The organism is Xanthomonas sp. AC360, from assembly GCF_979258225.1.
In genome coordinates, this window is sequence record NZ_OZ409846.1 from 2,098,456 (window position 1) to 2,114,749 (window position 16,294).

General features: G+C 64.6%; 14 protein-coding genes. 9 read left to right on the forward strand and 5 right to left on the reverse strand.

The features are described 5' to 3' along the window. The 5 genes from mdcG to ACZZ0O_RS09035 all read left to right on the forward strand — a co-directional run bounded on the left by mdcG (position 1) and on the right by ACZZ0O_RS09035 (position 4,849). On the forward strand, positions 1-642 hold the full coding sequence (gene mdcG, locus ACZZ0O_RS09015) for a malonate decarboxylase holo-[acyl-carrier-protein] synthase (RefSeq protein WP_463590585.1): 642 nt from the start codon (positions 1-3) through the stop codon (positions 640-642). Then, complete coding sequence (gene mdcB / locus ACZZ0O_RS09020) at positions 639-1,508, forward strand: triphosphoribosyl-dephospho-CoA synthase MdcB (protein WP_463590586.1); 870 nt, start codon at positions 639-641, stop codon at positions 1,506-1,508. Before mdcG ends, mdcB begins: the two co-directional genes overlap by 4 nt. A 178-nt stretch (positions 1,509-1,686) precedes the next feature. Next, positions 1,687-2,607, forward strand: a complete 921-nt coding sequence (mdcH, locus tag ACZZ0O_RS09025) for a malonate decarboxylase subunit epsilon (RefSeq protein ID WP_463592425.1) — start codon at positions 1,687-1,689, stop codon at positions 2,605-2,607. A gap of 87 nt (positions 2,608-2,694) precedes the next feature. After that, a complete protein-coding gene (locus ACZZ0O_RS09030; protein WP_104614424.1) occupies positions 2,695-4,050 on the forward strand; it encodes an SLC13 family permease in 1,356 nt (451 codons plus the stop codon). Between the two features lie 79 nt (positions 4,051-4,129). After that, a complete protein-coding gene (locus ACZZ0O_RS09035) occupies positions 4,130-4,849 on the forward strand; it encodes a GntR family transcriptional regulator (protein ID WP_115552827.1) in 720 nt (239 codons plus the stop codon). 216 nt (positions 4,850-5,065) lie between these two features. Here ACZZ0O_RS09035 and ACZZ0O_RS09040 read toward each other — a convergent pair whose 3' ends face one another. The 5 genes from ACZZ0O_RS09040 to ACZZ0O_RS09060 all read right to left on the reverse strand — a co-directional run bounded on the left by ACZZ0O_RS09040 (position 5,066) and on the right by ACZZ0O_RS09060 (position 9,288). Further along, positions 5,066-5,566 (reverse strand): hypothetical protein, encoded by a 501-nt coding sequence (locus tag ACZZ0O_RS09040; RefSeq protein ID WP_463590587.1) that lies wholly within the window; start codon positions 5,564-5,566, stop codon positions 5,066-5,068. Positions 5,567-5,723: 157 nt separating this feature from the next. Continuing rightward, positions 5,724-6,347 carry an HAD hydrolase-like protein gene (locus tag ACZZ0O_RS09045; protein WP_115552828.1) on the reverse strand — a complete coding sequence of 208 codons (624 nt, stop codon included), beginning with the start codon at positions 6,345-6,347 and terminating at the stop codon, positions 5,724-5,726. 93 nt (positions 6,348-6,440) lie between these two features. Next, complete coding sequence (locus tag ACZZ0O_RS09050) at positions 6,441-6,860, reverse strand: STAS domain-containing protein (RefSeq protein WP_055853034.1); 420 nt, start codon at positions 6,858-6,860, stop codon at positions 6,441-6,443. After that, positions 6,857-7,288 carry an ATP-binding protein gene (locus ACZZ0O_RS09055; protein WP_055853031.1) on the reverse strand — a complete coding sequence of 144 codons (432 nt, stop codon included), beginning with the start codon at positions 7,286-7,288 and terminating at the stop codon, positions 6,857-6,859. The genes ACZZ0O_RS09050 and ACZZ0O_RS09055 overlap by 4 nt, the downstream gene beginning before the upstream one ends. After that, complete coding sequence (locus ACZZ0O_RS09060) at positions 7,285-9,288, reverse strand: SpoIIE family protein phosphatase (protein ID WP_463590588.1); 2,004 nt, start codon at positions 9,286-9,288, stop codon at positions 7,285-7,287. The genes ACZZ0O_RS09055 and ACZZ0O_RS09060 overlap by 4 nt, the downstream gene beginning before the upstream one ends. A gap of 244 nt (positions 9,289-9,532) precedes the next feature. Between ACZZ0O_RS09060 and ACZZ0O_RS09065 the strand changes: the two genes are divergently transcribed. The 4 genes from ACZZ0O_RS09065 to aceE all read left to right on the forward strand — a co-directional run bounded on the left by ACZZ0O_RS09065 (position 9,533) and on the right by aceE (position 16,129). Beyond that, on the forward strand, positions 9,533-10,132 hold the full coding sequence (locus tag ACZZ0O_RS09065) for a hypothetical protein (RefSeq protein ID WP_463590589.1): 600 nt from the start codon (positions 9,533-9,535) through the stop codon (positions 10,130-10,132). Continuing rightward, positions 10,129-11,451, forward strand: coding sequence for an XVIPCD domain-containing protein (locus ACZZ0O_RS09070; protein ID WP_463590590.1), 1,323 nt, complete (start codon positions 10,129-10,131; stop codon positions 11,449-11,451). Before ACZZ0O_RS09065 ends, ACZZ0O_RS09070 begins: the two co-directional genes overlap by 4 nt. A gap of 387 nt (positions 11,452-11,838) precedes the next feature. Then, positions 11,839-12,840, forward strand: coding sequence for an arabinogalactan endo-1,4-beta-galactosidase (locus tag ACZZ0O_RS09075; RefSeq protein WP_463590591.1), 1,002 nt, complete (start codon positions 11,839-11,841; stop codon positions 12,838-12,840). A 601-nt stretch (positions 12,841-13,441) separates the two neighbouring features. Continuing rightward, positions 13,442-16,129, forward strand: a complete 2,688-nt coding sequence (gene aceE, locus ACZZ0O_RS09080; protein WP_055853017.1) for a pyruvate dehydrogenase (acetyl-transferring), homodimeric type — start codon at positions 13,442-13,444, stop codon at positions 16,127-16,129. Positions 16,130-16,294 lie beyond the last annotated feature (165 nt).

Consider the following 16,294-nt stretch of genomic DNA (forward strand, 5'->3'; position numbering starts at 1 on the left):
ATGGCCGGCCGCCACGCCCTGGTGTGGTTACGCGACGATGCGCACTGGCAGGCGCACACGCCAGGTGCCCACTCGCGTTTGCAGCAGTGGTTTGCCGCAGGCTTGCCGGCAGTGGTGGCACGTGGCGACGGCAGCGAGGCGCCGGGAAGCTTGCGCCTGGGCGTGCCGCTGCCGCCCGGCGAAGGCAAGCAGCGTCTGGCATTGCGTGCCAACGTTGTGGAAATCGCACGCTGCAGTGAGCCCCTGTCGTTGGACGCCGTCATCGCGCACGCACCCGGCGAGTTGCAGCCCGCGTTGCAGGCATTGCGCGCGCACGCGCAGGCTGATGCACTGCATCCGCGCGTGTTCGGCAGCTTCGCGTGGCAAGCGTTGACGGGCTTGACCTATGTGCACGCGCAATCGGATCTGGATCTGCTGTGGTCCATCGATACGTCCGAGCAGGCGCAAGTAGTGGTTGCCTTGTTGCAGCGCTGGGAACAACGCCACGGCATGCGTGCCGATGGCGAGTTGCTATTCCCCAACGACATCGCGGTGAACTGGCGCGAGTACGCCAGTGACGCGCAGCAGGTGCTGGTGAAATCCGGCAAGGGCTGCTGCTTGTTGCCGCACGCTGCGTTGTTTCAGTTAAGGAGCGCGGCATGAACGCGCAGGTCCAACACCTGCAGCATGTGGACGTGCGCGCAGTGCCGCGCGACGTTGCGCACCGGCTCGGCCGGCTCGCCGTCGGCGCGCTGCATGCGGAGTTGGCCTGCGCGCCAAAGCCCGGGCTGGTGACGCCGTTCGACAGCGGTAGCCACAGCGACATGGATGCCTCCACGTTCTTGCGCAGTCTGTTCGCATTGCGCGGTTACTTTATTGCCATCGCACAGGCCGGCAGCGACAACGCCCCCTTTGCACGGCTGCGCGACCTGGGCATCGCGGCCGAGGCGGCCATGCTGCGCGCCACCGGCGGCATCAACACCCACCGGGGTGCGATCTTCAGCCTTGGCCTGCTCACCGCACAGGCCGCACGCTTGCGCGCCGCGCATGGCCAGCGGCCATCTGCCGATGCGGTCTGCAACGGTGTGCAGGTGTGGGGCGCGGCGTTGCGCGCTGCGCCGCTGGACCCACGCAGCAATGGCCAGCGCATGCGCGCGCAGTACAAGGTGGCTGGCGTTCGCGAGCAGGCCGCAGCCGGCTACCCGCTACTGCGCGAGATCGCGCTGCCGAGCCTGCGCGCCGCGTTGGGCACTGGCGCCACGCAGGATGCAGCGCTCGCGCAGACCTTGATGCAACTGGTCGCGCATGTCGACGATCTCAATCTGCTACATCGTGGCGGCGCAGACGGTCTGGCCTATGCCAAAGCGCAGGCGCGGCGCTTTCTCGATGACGGCGGTATTGCGCAACCCTACTGGCGCGATCGGCTATCGTTGATCGGCAAACAATTCGTGGCGCGTCGGCTCAGCCCCGGTGGTAGCGCGGACCTGCTGGCCTGCGCGTGGTTCCTGCATCGCCAGGAGACGTTGTGAGCAGCCGCGCACCCAGTGTCACTGTGGCTGCAGAAGCAGGTTGCGCGCACACGCAACGCATCTGTGCCTCACTTCGCACAGCAGCGGTATTGAATGCTGCACCAGGAAACGTTGCCCATAGCGCGCAGACATGCAGTTCCTGCAGCAGTCGCGCCAGCGCATGCACGCGGCCAACGCCATGACCCTGACCATCCTCTGCCCAGGTCAAGGCGGCCAGCACGCCGAGATGTTCGCCCGCCTTGCCGATGCGCCCGCTGCGGCAGCGGTGCTCGCGGCTGCCGGCCAGGTGCTTGGCGCCGCTCCGCAAACCCTCACCGCAGACGCTGGCCGCTACGCCAATGCCGTCGCCCAGCCGCTTGTCTGCGCAGGCACCTTGGCGCAATGGCAGGTGCTGCGCGAGCATCTGCCGACGCCGCTGCTGGTGCTCGGTTATAGCGTCGGCGAGCTGGCCGCGCACGCTGTTGCCGGCAGCATCGATATCCAGACCTGCCTACAACTTGCGGCGACCCGTGCACGCGCGATGGATGCGGCCAGCCCCGAGGATGCCGGGTTGATGGCGGTGATCGGCCTGCCACTGCCCACGCTGGAATCCCTCTGCAACACGCATGGTGCAGCAGTGGCCATCATCAACGGCGACGACCATGCCGTGCTTGGTGGGCCGCGCACGGCATTGCAGCTGCTTGGCGATGACGCGCAATCGCGCGGCGCACGCGTCACCATGCTGCCGGTCAGCGTGCCTGCGCACACGCCGTCGCTGCGCGCGGCCGCCGATGCCTTCGCCGTCGCGTTGAACAAGGTGGCCATTCGCGCACCCACGCTGCGCGTGCTTGCCGGCATCGACGCACGTGCTGTCGCCACGCCGACGCAGGTGATCGACAGCCTGGCTGCACAGATCGCGCAGACCGTGCGCTGGCACGACGTGCTGGTGCAGGCCGCCGAACGCGGTGCGCGTGTGTTTCTCGAACTCGGCCCCGGCAGCGCATTGGCGCGCATGGCGCGCGAAATCGTACCGGGCTGCGAAGCGCGGTCGGTCGACGATTTCCACAGCACCCAAGGGGTGGTGGAGTGGGTCAACGCCGCATGCGAACGCGCGGCATGACCATCAGGCAGGTGTCGTACACGGCGTGACCCTTGGATGGCGGGTGGCCATCCGTGCTGTACGCGTATCAGGTGTCTGGGAGGGCGCATGACCCCGCAAATTGCAACGATTCTTGGCTTGGTGATCATGTTCATCGTCGCCACCGCATTGCCCATCAACATGGGCGCGGTGGCTTTCGCGCTGGCGTTCATCGTCGGTGGCGTGTGGGTGGGGCTGGACGGCAAGGAGGTGCTGGCCGGCTTCCCCGGCGACCTGTTCCTGACCCTGGTCGGCATCACCTATCTGTTCGCCATCGCGCAGAAAAACGGCACCATCGATCTGCTGGTGCATTGGGCAGTACGTGCGGTACGCGGGCACATCGTGGCCATCCCGTGGGTGATGTTCGTCATCACCGGCCTGCTCACCGCCTTCGGTGCGCTGGGACCTGCGGCGGTGGCCATCATCGGGCCGGTGGCGTTGCGCTTTGCCAAGCAATACCGCATCAACCCGCTGATGATGGGCTTGCTGGTCATCCATGGTGCGCAGGGCGGCGGGTTTTCGCCGATCAGCGTGTATGGGGGCATCACCAACAAAGTGGTGGAAAAGGCCGGACTGGATGTCACCGAGATGGCGGTGTTTCTCACCAGCCTGGGCTTCAACCTGATGATGGCGATCATCTGCTTCTGCGCCTTCGGCGGGCTCAAGCTGATGCGTCGGCAGGAGGTGTCGCTGGCCGATGCGCAGTACGTGCCGGTCAGCGGCGATCAAGCATCGCAGCGACGCTTCTCCATCGAAGGCCATGGCGCACTGGTGGCAGCCGGCGGCGGCACCTTGTCCACCGACCCGCTGGCGCTGGAGGCCGTGTCGATCACCCGCGATCGCGTGATCACGCTTGTCGGCCTGTTGGGGCTGGGCGTTGCAGCGTTGGTCTACAACCTCAACGTCGGCCTGGTTTCGATCACCGTCGCCGTGGCGCTGGCGTTGATCTCGCCCAATGCACAAAAGGGCGCGGTGGATGGCATCAGCTGGTCCACGGTGCTGCTGATCAGCGGTGTGGTCACTTATGTCGCGGTGCTGGAAAAAGCCGGCGCGGTGGACTACATCGGCACCGGCGTGTCGCATATCGGCATGCCGTTACTGGGCGCGTTGCTGGTGTGCTACGTGGGCGGCATCGTGTCTGCGTTCGCATCGTCTGCAGCCGTGCTGGGCGCCACCATTCCGCTGGCGGTGCCGTTCCTGATGCAGGGCCAGCTGGGTGCGGCCGGAGTGATCTGCGCGTTGGCAGTGTCGTCCACCATTGTAGATGTCAGCCCGTTTTCCACCAATGGCGCGTTGGTGGTGGCCTCGGCGGCCAAGGAAGAGCGCGATGGGCTGTTCCGCCGTTTTCTGGTCTACAGCGGGCTGGTGGTGCTGTTGGGGCCGCTGGCGGCATGGCTGCTGTTCGTGGTGCCGGGTTGGCTGTGACGATGCCGCTGGTGGGCAGGGTCGGCGGGCGCGCCCGTAGAATGGGCGCCCCCGATCCACTGCCGACGACCTGCCCACCATGACCCTCGCCCCTGATTCGCGCACTGCCAAGAAGCGCGTACCGCTGTACGAGGAAGTGGCCGAGCGCCTGCGCCAGAAAATCTACGACTACGCGCTGCCGCCTGGCGAATGGATCGACGAGCCGGCGTTGGCCGAGGAACTCGGCATCAGCCGCACGCCGCTGCGCGAAAGTCTCAAGCTGCTTGCGGCCGAAGGCCTGGTGCAACTGGATGCAGGCCGCGGCAGCCGGGTCACGCGGCTGACGCTGGAAGATCTCAATCAGCTGTTCCCGGTGATGGCGATGCTTGAAGGCCGCTGCGCGCATGACGCGGTCAAGCGTCTGGATGCGGCCGGCGTGCAGCGGCTGGAAGAGCTGCATGCGGCGATGGAAGCGTCTGCCGCCTCCGGCGATCTGGCCGAGTATTACCGCAACAATTACCTGATCCACGAGACGGTGCAGCATTACGCAGGCAATCCGTGGTTGATCCGGGTGACCCACGATTTGCATCGCATCTTGAAGATGCACCGCGGCCGGCAGTTGTTGACGCCGGGACGCATGGCGCAGTCGCTGGCCGAGCACCGGCAGTTGATGGACTGCGTGCGGCGCGGCGATGCAGAAGGTGCGGAGCGGACCATGCACGGGCATCTGTTGAGCCAGGGCCAGGCGCTGGCGGCCTACGTGGCGGCGGGCGGGATGTTGAATGTGCCGGCACCGTTGCCGAGCTCGGGTGGGGTATAGGCGTTCGCGCGTGTTTTCCCGCAGTCATGCGGCGCACGTTGCAGTGTTCAATGTTTCCTCCGTGCCACGCGCAGTGCGGCGCCCAAGCTTGCTGAGTGCTTTTCCTTCTCCCTCCGGGAGAAGGTGCCCGAAGGGCGGATGAGGGTACGGTTGCCGGTGATCTCCAACAGGTGCACCTGTAGACCATGCAGGAATTTGAAGCACAGCTTTCAAGCGTCAGCGCTCAAGCCACAGCCAAGCCAAAAGCTTCCACGCCCTTCGGGCGCGGGTGACTTTTGTCTTGGCAAAAGTCACCAAAACCGCTGTCGCCTGACGCAATCCGGCGCGATACGGCCGTGCCGGTCCCCTGCGCTCCTCGTCATGCGCGGCACGGCGCCCAAACTCGCTTCGCTCAAACAAGGGCGCCTCTTCGGCCACGCATGACTGCGGTGCTCGGCTTGCTTTAAGGCGACTTGGGTGAAGCGACAGCAAGAACAACAGCAAGAACAACAGCAAGAACAACAGCAAGAACAACAGCAAGAACAACAGCAAGAACAACAGCAAGAACAACAGCAAGAACAACAGCAAGAACAACAGCAAGAACAACAGCAAGAACAACAGCAAGAACAACAGCAAGAACAACAGCAAGAACAACAGCAAGAACAACAGCAAGAACAACAGCAAGAACAACAGCAAGAACAACAGCAAGAACAACAGCAAGAACAACAGCAAGAACAACAGCGCCTGCTCACCACGGCAAACACCAACATCAGCGAGCGCCCAGAGCTGGGCCGGGGAAGAAGGTGCCAGTGTGCCGATCGCCGCTCAGCGCAAGCAGGTGTTACGTCTCCCTCTGTGGGAGAAGGTTCACGAAGGCTGCTGCGCTTGGCCGTCGCTAACGCATCCCCAACGCCAGTAAATCGTCCACCCGTTCGATCAGCGAGGTTCCGGCCAGCCCGGCAAACACGTCCGGGTGGGCGTAGCCCCAGGCGACGGCGGCAAACGGCAGGCCGAGCACCTGCGCCGCTTCCCAGTCGGCGACCTGGTCGCCCACGTAGACAGCCTGCGCTGGCGTGTGTGCGGTTGCGCGCAAGACGCGGCGCAGGGCGCGTTGCTTGCCCAGCAGATGCGCGCCGCCTTCGATGACGGCGAATTTGGCGCTCAGTTCCTCGCCCAGGGCGCGTTGTACGTTGTCCACTGCGTTGGACGACACCACCGCCAGGCGCGTACCACCTGCATGCAGCGCGCTTACAGTCTGTGCAATGCCGGGGAACAAGGCAGCCGGTGGCGCGCCGCGCATCAGCCGGATGAAGTCGGCCGCCACCAGCGGCACCCGCCAGGCAGGCAATCCCGATTGTTTGAGCAGTTCGCGCGTGGTCAGCCGGCGCGCGGCGTCCACCTCATGCGCTTCTGCCGCGCGGAAGCCATGTCGCGCAGCCAATGCGCGCTGTGTGCTCAGGAAGAAGCCGAACGAATCGGCCAGGGTGCCGTCGAAATCGAAAATGATCAGTGCAGGCATTGCGACGCTGCGAATGGGGCGTCATAGCCTAACCAAGCCCGCGCACATGCCACACGCGCACACGTCCCCACGTGTGCGCGCAGGCGATGCGGCTTACGCTTCGGCGAAATGCGACACGATGGGTGCATCGCTCTGCGCGCTTTGTTCGATGACCTTGCGCTGCATGGCGGCCAGGTAGGCGTCCAGTTCTTCGGTGGACGCGAACACATCGCTCAGCGGCACTGCCTTGACCATGTCGAAGACCTTGCGGATCTGCGGCTGCGGGTTGGTCACCAGCACCTTGCCGTGGTGCGCGGCCAGCGCCTTGCGCGCCTTGAAGATGCAGCGGATGCCGGCGCTGGAAATGTATTCCAGCGCGGACAAGTCCAGCACCAGCGTGGTGATGCGGGTGCCCAGCAACGGCGACAGTGCCGCGTCCAGGTCCTGGTAAGTGTGTGTGTCCAGCCGCCCGGTCAGGATGACGCGTTGGCGGGTGTCTTGCGGTGGGTCGATCTGGATGGCGAGCGTGGTCATGACAAAGCCTCGGGGACAGGGGCGTACGGGTGGAGCAGGGTGACGCGCACGATGTTGTATGCACCATCGCGGCGGTAGTCGATGTGATCGGCGAACTGATGCACCAGAAACAAGCCTAAACCGCCGATCTGGCGATCGTCGAGCTCGCTTGTCACATCGGGCATTGGCGCAGCGCACGGGTCGAACGCGGTGCCGGGGTCGTGCATTTCCAGCACCAGGGCCTGCTGGTCTAGTTGCAGCTGCAGCCGCAGCGGCTGTTCGGCGCACTGCCCGTGGGTGAGCGCATTGCAGCCCAGCTCTTCCACGATCAGCCGGATCTGGCCGATGCGCTCGGCGTGCAGGCCTTCACGGGTGAGCGAGTCTTCCAGCGCGTCGTTGGCGCCGGCCAACTGGGCCAGCGACGGTGCAATGGCCAGATCGAACTTCATGGGCTGGTTGCCTCCCCGGGGACGCCCCGGCCGGTCTCTGCGACCCGTCCAGCATGCTCCTGGCGCAGCCGGATCGCCAGCAGGGTGATGTCGTCGTACGGATCGGCGTTGCCGGTGAAGCGGGCGATATTGGCAATCACCGCCTTGCACTGCGCCGCCGCACTGCGGCGCGGGTGCAGCGTGGCCAGCAGCCGCTCCAGCCCATAGCTGGCGCCGTGCTCATCCATCGCCTCGATCACCCCGTCGGTATACCCCAACAAGGTCTGCCCCGCGGTCATACGGCCCTGCAGTACCGGAAACGAGGTCTGCGGTTCGATCCCCAGCGGCGGGCCGGTTTCCAGCGGCAACGCATGCGTCTTGCCATCGATGTCGATCAACAGCGGCGGCTCGTGCCCGGCGCTGGCCAGCCAGTAATCGCCGCTCACCACATTGATCAAGCCGCACAGTACGGTGGCGAACATGCAGGTGTCGTTGTTCTCGGCCAGCCGCGTGGAGGCGGCAATCAGGATGCCGTCCGGGCGCGTGTACCGGCGTGCGGCGATTTCCAGCACGCTCACCGCGCGCGCCATGAACAACGCCGCCGGCACGCCCTTGTCCGATACATCGCCGACCACAAACCACAGCAGCCCCGGTTCGGTTTCGACGAAGTGGTAGAAGTCGCCGCCCACCGCCTTGGCCGGCTCCAGCCAGGCGCAGGCTTCCAGGTGCGAACTTGCACGGTCGAAGGTGCGTCCGGACGGCAGCATCGCCTGCTGGATCTCGCGCGCAATCTGCAGCTCGCTCTGCATGCGTTCGCGTGCGGCGGTCATCTCGCCAATCTCGGCGATATGGTGACGGATCGCATCGCGTGCGCTGTCGAACGCGCGCGCCATCACTCCCACCTCGTCATCGCGCTCGATATGCCGCAATGGATACTCGAATTCGCCACGTCGGAAATGCTCGGCGGTGTCGGTCAATTCCTCGATCGGCCGCGTCAACTTGCGCGTGATCCGCCCCATCAACCACCACCACACGCCCGCACCCAGCAACGCGGCCGCTGCCACCCAGGCCGCCAGCCAATTCAGGCCAGCCAACACGTAGTCTTCCGAGGCGGACAGCACGAATGTCCAGCCGCTGTGCCCAACTGCCGCACTATGGGTCAGGAAGCGTTCGCCATCCGGCGCCGTGTGCGAAAACGAGATCGGCTGGCCGGCCGCAAGTGCCCGCTGCAATGGCCGCAGATCCGGCCGCGAACGCGCCACATAAGCGTCCAGCGTGTGATGCAGATTGAGCGCCGGGTCGGGGCTGAATACCAGCATGCCTTCGGGCGACAACAGCATCGGCTGGATACCGATGTCGCGCGGTAATTGGTCGATGATCTCGCGCAGATGCTGCAACGGCAGGTCCACGCTCACCATGCCCACGGGCGCCGCATCGGATGCATCGCCCGGGCGCCGCAGCGGCAGGTTGTAGCTGGTGTACAGCGCACTGCCGCCATTGCTGTTGAGGTACGGCTCGGACCACCACGCACGGCCTTCGCGCTGCGTGCGCAGATACCACGGCATCGCGCGATAGTCGTAGCCCAGCTCGGTCACCGATTTTTCAACGGTGCGCGTGCCATCGCGATGCACGTACCAGACAAAGCCGGTATCGCGCGCTTTTTGCGTTCGCGGTTCGATGATCAGCCGCGCCGCGCCGATATCCGGGTCGCCACTGAGCGTGGCCAGCAACAACGCGCGCAGGTTGAACGGCTGCAACCCCACCGCGCCGCTGCTGGCCGCCAACGTGCGCCCGCTCACCTGTACCGAATCCAGCATCGCCGCCAGGCTGCGCGCGGTCTGCTCGGTCAACCCGTCCACCTCGTTGCGCGCGGCCTCCACCAGCTCGGCGCGTGCGCCCAGGTAGAACAGCGTGCCCAGCACCGCCAGCAACGCCACCAGCACGCCGGTGGCCGCCAGCATCACCCGCATCCGCAAGCTATTGCGCCAATGCACGCGCGGGGCGGCCGGTGCGGACGGCATGGGCGCTGGTGGGCGGATAACGATGGCGCGCACTCCCTGGCGATGGCTGTGCTCGATCATGGCAGCTTTGCGCCTACCCACAATCTCCGGCAGCGGCCTCATCCTCACGCCGCCGCGATTGCCCCCCGAGCGCAGGCGGACTAGATTGGCTGCCCAACTGCCACGGAGGCCGGCCTTGCGCCAGATTCTGACCCCAAGCCTGCTGGCCCTATTGCTTACGGCCTGTAGCGCCCCGGAGACCAGCATGACCCAGACCCAATCCCCCGCTACCGAGGCCGCTGCAGAAGCCAACGTCGAGGCGGGCGGCCGCGGCCTTGCCAAGCTGAACCCCAGTCCGCGCAAGGCGTTCGAGGTCACGCTCATCCTGAAGAACGCGCCTGGCGCGTTCGGCCTGGTGCAGGGCGCGGCGCAGTACGACGTCAGCAACGAAGCCGAGTGCGGCAAGATCCAGCCGGAGACCGGCACCGCCGGCCGCATCACCAGCCAGGAAGACTTCGCGCTGAAGAAGGTGTCCGATACCGAGTATCGCGGCACCGTCTATCTAGACCTGATGCAGGACGAAGACTATTACGGTCGCGGCGTCTGTCATTGGGAATTCAGTGGCGCGAGCGTGATGCTGAAGGCGACTGGTGCGGAAGAAGAGACGCGCTTCCTGTCGTTTATCGAAGCCAAAACGGTGACTGCGCAGCAGGTGTCTACGGAGTATTACTGGAGCGAGCGTTATCCGCGCTCTGAAATGAGCAACTTCCCGGATATGGGCAAGCACGCTGCCGAGGAGTTCAAGCCAGAGATCCGCGACAAGCTCTTCACCATCACGCTGGCCGCCAAGGAAGTTGCGCCATGACCATCCCGTCTCCGCAATATGCCGGTCTGTCTGAAGACTCTTATAAAGACCGTGCGGTAGGCCGGCGTGCGCCGGGGCAAGAAGAGATCGTCACGATCGAAGGGCAGCGCTACGCTGTTCTCGAACACGTCAATAACAAGGCGAATGGCTACCAGGGCACGATCTATCAACGCCAGGGCACTGGCGAGATCGTGGTTGCGCACCGCGGTACCGAGGGTGCAGCCAATGACATTCTCACCGATGCAACCATGGTCACCTCGCGGACCAATCCGCAGGCTGCTGATGCATTGGCATTGACCAAACATGCTTTGGATTATGCAAAGGAAATCGGCAAGGAAGAGGGGCGGACACCCCAAGTCACCGTCACCGGTCACTCCCTCGGCGGCGCACTCGCACAGATCTCCGCACACCATTACGACCTCAAGGGCGAAACCTTCAATTCGTATGGTGCAGCCAGCCTGAGCTATCGCATCCCGGAAGGCGGCAACAGTGTGGTCAATCACGTCATGGCCTCCGACCCGGTCAGTGCGGCATCACCGCATTTTGGCCAGGTGCGCATTTATGCCAAGCCCACTGAAATGCTTGCCTTGAGCGCGAGCGGTTATAGCAATAGCAAGGCCAACTTCCTGATTCCCGACGAGCCGCTGATGGCAGCTACGGCATCGTTGGGTGCGCACAAACTGGGCAATTTTTTAGGAGAGCATTCCGCGCTCACCGATCCCAACGCACGTCCGCTTGCCGAAAAGAACGCGCGGATGATTGAGGAATACCGCAGCGACGTGAACGGGTTGCGTACCGGTACTACCATCCTGACGCGCGGTGCACCAGGCCTTGGGCAGGATGTGGTCGACGCCGTTCGTGGCCCCCTCGCTCCAGGCGAGCCGGCCAAGCGCGATGCGCGTGAGCATGGCAACGATCACACCTCGTTGCGCATCGATCAACCTGGGCACGTGGGTAACCCCTTGTTCCAGGACGCCCAACGCGGCGTACATGCGCAAGACGTGCGCGCTGGCCGTACGCCGGATCAGCACAGCGCGCAGCTATCTGGCGCGCTCGCCTCGGAGATGCATGCCGCCGGCGGCCAGCGTATCGATTCGGTGGCAATGAGTCCCGATGCTGCCCGGACCTTCGCCGTGCAGGGGCGTGCCGATGATCCGGCGCAGTTGCGCGTCAGCGTCGAAACCATGACCGCGATCAACACACCGTTGGAGCAGAGCAGCCAGCGGGTGGCCGAAAATTCAGCGCGCCAGGCGGTGGCGCTGGAACAACAACAAACGCAGACCCAGCAACAGCAGCAGGGCGCACGCGCGATGGGCTGAGCACTCCGCGCGGTTGCAGGTGGCAGCCCGCCCTGCGCGCATCGCGTGCATCCAGCACTTCCACAGACACGCCGGCTTGCCGGCGTTTTTGTTGCCTGTTTGCGCGCAGATGCAGCTGTTTCTTGCTGCAGCCGCACAACAGACACGCCGGTAACCAACGCGCATGTACGCCATTACCGTATTTTTTTGCATAGAGATATTCCGACATCACCGCTGAGCTATAGCGACCTCGAGCGATCGAAACGTCCATGTTTGAATCGCCAGCGTTTCGCAGTGCAGCTGGCCGTGACTTGTACGACCCGTCACGCCACCTCATGCGGATCGAAATCAGGGGGATCAGGCAGGGCGCCATCTGGCGCGACATCTATCGATCAAGGGAGAGGGTTCATGAGTGTGGTGAGTACGCGTTACAGCCGCCTGTTGTTGGTGCTGCTGCTGTCGTTGGTCAGCATGAGCGCAGGCGCACAGGGCATCGCCAAAGGCGCCGATGTCAGCTGGCTCAATCAACAGGCGGCCAATAATCCGCCGCAGGTGTTTCGCGACGCCTCCAACAAGACCACCGACTTCCTCAAGCTGTTCAAGGATGTCGGCGGCAACGCCGTTCGCCTGCGCGTGTGGGTCAACCCGTCCGGCGGCTGGAACGATGGCCGCGACACGCTCGACAAGGCCAAGCGCGCCACCGCGCAGGGCATGCGCATCATGATCGACTTTCATTACAGCGACAGCTGGGCCGACCCTGGCAAGCAGAACAAACCGGCTGCCTGGGCAGGGCATTCCGTGGCCCAGCTCAATACCGACGTCTACAACCACACCCAGGGCATCCTTAAATATCTCAAGGACAACGGCATCACCGTCACCTGGGTGCAGGTGGGCAACGAGATCAACAGCGGCATGTTGTGGGACCAGGGCAAGACGCCCAACTTCGCCAACCTGGGCCAGTTCATCAACAGCGGCTACAACGCGACCAAGGCGGTGTATCCCAATGCCAAGGTCATCGTGCATCTGGCCAACGGCTACGACAACGCCAACTTCCGCTGGTTCTTCGACAACCTGCGCTCGGCCGGCGGCAAATGGGACGTCATCGGCATGTCGCACTATCCGCCGGTGGGCAGCTGGCAGGACTACAACACCCGGCTGGACACCAACATGCGCGACATGATCAAACGCTACGGCACCGACGTGGTGGTGGCCGAGGTCGGCATGGACTGGCAGCAGGCCGCCACCACCCGCGCCATGCTCACCAACCTGCTCAGCCGCAGCAACGCCATCGGCTCACGCGTGCTTGGCGTCTTCTACTGGGAACCCAACGCCTACCCGGGCTGGCAGGGCTACACCATGGGCGCAGTCAACAACAACGGCCAACTGACCGAAGCGCTGCAGGCGTTCTGACCAGCATCCCAGCCAACACGGCGGGGCCCTCCGTCCCGCCGTGTTCGCCCACCCCGTAGGAGCGCACCCGGGCGCGACTGTGGCGTTACCAGTAAAGCCCGATCGCGCCCAGGTGCGCTCCTACGGGATGGTCGGTCCTGCACGCGTGTCCGAGCCCCGCAGCGCAAACACCGCATCGACGCTACCTGCCCACCAACGCCGATGGCCCGACGTCCCACCGAAGGCAGCCTGCCGCACCAGCAGACTGCGGCCATCCCGCACACCCGTAGGAGCGCACCCGGGCGCGACTGTGGCGTTACCGGTGAAGCCCCATCACGCCCAGGTGCGCTCCTACAAACACGTGCACCTGTGTGGGTGCATTCCGCCTGGTCCCGAGCGGCAACAGCCGGGTGCGCATCACCCGCCCATGCCCCTCATCCTTTGGTCGTACACCGGCCGCGCCCGTGTGCACAGCACCGGCCATCACCCCACGCACGCACACACCATCCCATTCCATACGCACCCGTAGCGAGGAATGCCAACAGGTGCGTGCGGTACACTTGGGGGTTCACGAATTCACGATGTCGACACACCCGCGGGGTGTGTCCCCCCGGGAGCGCTAATGAACTGGTTGAACGAAGTGCTGCACAACGATCCGAACCCGCTAGAGACGCAGGAGTGGCTCGAATCGATCAAGGCCGTCATCGACGTCGAAGGCCCGGAGCGCGCCCATCAGCTGCTGGAAGGCATGGTCGAACAGACCCGCCGCGCCGGCGCTTACCTGCCGTTCTCGCCCACCACCGAGTACGTCAACACCATCTCTCCGGCCAACGAGGCCAAGAACCCCGGCGACTCCGCGCTGGAGTGGAAGATCCGCTCGATCATCCGCTGGAACGCCATGGCCACCGTCGTGCGGGCCAACCGCAAGCCGGGTGACCTGGGCGGCCACATCGCCTCGTTCGCCTCCAGCGCCACGCTGTACGACGTGGGCTTCAACCACTTCTGGCGTGCGCCCTCCGACAGCCACCCGGGCGACCTGCTGTTCGTCCAGGGCCATAGCGCGCCGGGCATCTACGCCCGCGCCTTCCTGGAAGGCCGCATCAGCCAGGCCCAGCTGGACAACTTCCGCATGGAAGTGGACGGCCAGGGCATCTCCTCCTACCCGCACCCGTGGCTGATGCCCGAGTTCTGGCAGACCCCCACCGTGTCGATGGGCCTGGGCCCGCTGGCCGCCATCTACCAGGCGCAGTTCATGCGCTACCTGGAAAACCGCGGCCTCATCGAGAAGTCCGACCGTAAGGTGTGGTGCTTCATCGGCGACGGCGAGTCGGACGAGCCGGAAACCCTCGGCGCCATCGCGCTGGCCGGCCGCGAAGGCCTGGACAACCTCATCTTCGTGGTCAACTGCAACCTGCAGCGCCTGGACGGCCCGGTGCGCGGCAACGGCAAGATCATCCAGGAGCTGGAAGGCGTGTTCCGTGGCGGCGGCTGGAACGTCATCAAGCTGCTGTGGGGCGGTTACTGGGATGCCCTGCTGGCCAAGGACACCGACGGCGTCCTCAAGAAGCTGATGATGGAAACCGTCGACGGCGAATACCAGAACTGCAAGGCCTTCGGCGGCGCCTACACCCGCGAGAATTTCTTCGGCAAGTACCCGGAGACCGCGGCCATGGTCGCCGGCCTGTCCGACGACGACATCTGGCGCCTCAACCGTGGCGGCCACGACCCGCACAAGGTGTACGCCGCCTACCATCAGGCCGTGAACACCAAGGGCATGCCCACCGTGATCCTGGCCAAGACGGTCAAGGGCTACGGCATGGGCTCGGCCGGTGAGGCGCTTAACCCCACCCACCAGACCAAGAAGCTGGACGACGCAGCGGTCAAGCACTTCCGCGACCGCTTCAACATTCCGGTCACCGACGCCCAGCTGGAAGACGGCCAGGTGCCGTTCTACCACCCCGGCGACGATTCCCCGGAAGTGCAGTACCTGAAGGACCGCCGCAACGTGCTGGGCGGCTTCCTGCCGCAGCGCCGTCCCAAGGCCAGCAAGTCCTTCGTCGCGCCCACGCTCGACAAGTTCGAGCGCCTGCTCAAGGACAGCGGCGAGCGCAGCTATTCCACCACCATGTCCTTCGTGCAGAGCCTCAACATCGCCCTGCGCGACAAGGAACTGGGCCCGCGCATCGTGCCGATCGTGGCCGATGAAGCGCGCACCTTCGGTATGGAAGGCATGTTCCGCCAGATCGGCATCTATGCCCCGTTCGGCCAGAAGTACAAGCCGGTCGACGCCGACCAGCTGATGTACTACCGCGAAGACCAGACCGGCCAGGTGCTGCAGCAGGGCATCAGCGAACCGGGTGCGATTGCCTCGTGGATGGCCGCCGGTACCAGCTACTCGGTGTCCGACGTGCCGATGCTGCCGTTCTACATCTACTACTCCATGTTCGGCTTCCAGCGCGTGGGCGACATCGCCTGGCAGGCAGCGGACATGCGCACGCGTGGCTTCCTGCTCGGCGGCACCGCCGGCCGCACCACGCTCAACGGCGAAGGCCTGCAGCACGAAGACGGCTTCAGCCAGGTCATCGCCGGCTCGATTCCGAACGTGCGTAGCTACGACCCGACCTTCGGCTTCGAAGTCACCGTCATCATGCAGCACGGCATGAAGTCGATGATGGAAGACCAGATCGACGAGTACTACTACATCACCCTGATGAACGAGAACTACGCTCACCCCGGCATGCCGGACGGCGCAGCCGAGGGCATCATCAAGGGCATGTACCTGCTCACCGACGCCGGCAAGCCCAAGAAGGGCGAGCTGCGCGTGCAGCTGCTGGGCAGCGGCACCATCCTGCGCGAAGCCATTGCTGCGGCCGAACTGCTCAACAAGGACTTCGGCGTCACCGCCGACATCTGGTCCTGCCCCAGCCTCAACGAAGTCCGCCGCGACGGCTTCGACGTTGAACGCTGGAACCGCCTGCACCCGGAAGCCGAACAGCGCAAGCCGTACGTCACCCAGTTGCTGGAAGGCCGCCAGGGCCCGGCCATCGCCGCAACCGACTACGTACGCGCCTTCGCCGACCAGATCCGCGCCTTCGTCCCGATGACCTACACCGTCCTCGGCACGGATGGGTTCGGTCGTTCGGATACGCGTGCGAACCTGCGTCGGTTCTTCGAGGTCGACCGTTACTACATCGCGCATGCGGCGATTGCCGCGCTGGCGAAGGATGGCAAGATGACGGGTAAGGATGTGGCTAGGGCGATCAAGCAGTACAAGATTGATCCTGAGAAGGCGAATCCTGTGGGCGTTTGATCTTCCTAAAGGTGAGTCAATCGAAAGGGCGGCCGTAAGGTCGCCCTTTCGCGCTATAACCACGTCATTCCCCGCCCCTCGGTCTCAATCCCCGCGACTCGTAGCCGCCATGCTCGGCACCTGTGAACGGAAATGACGCAGTTGCTTAATCGGAAAGCTACAGTA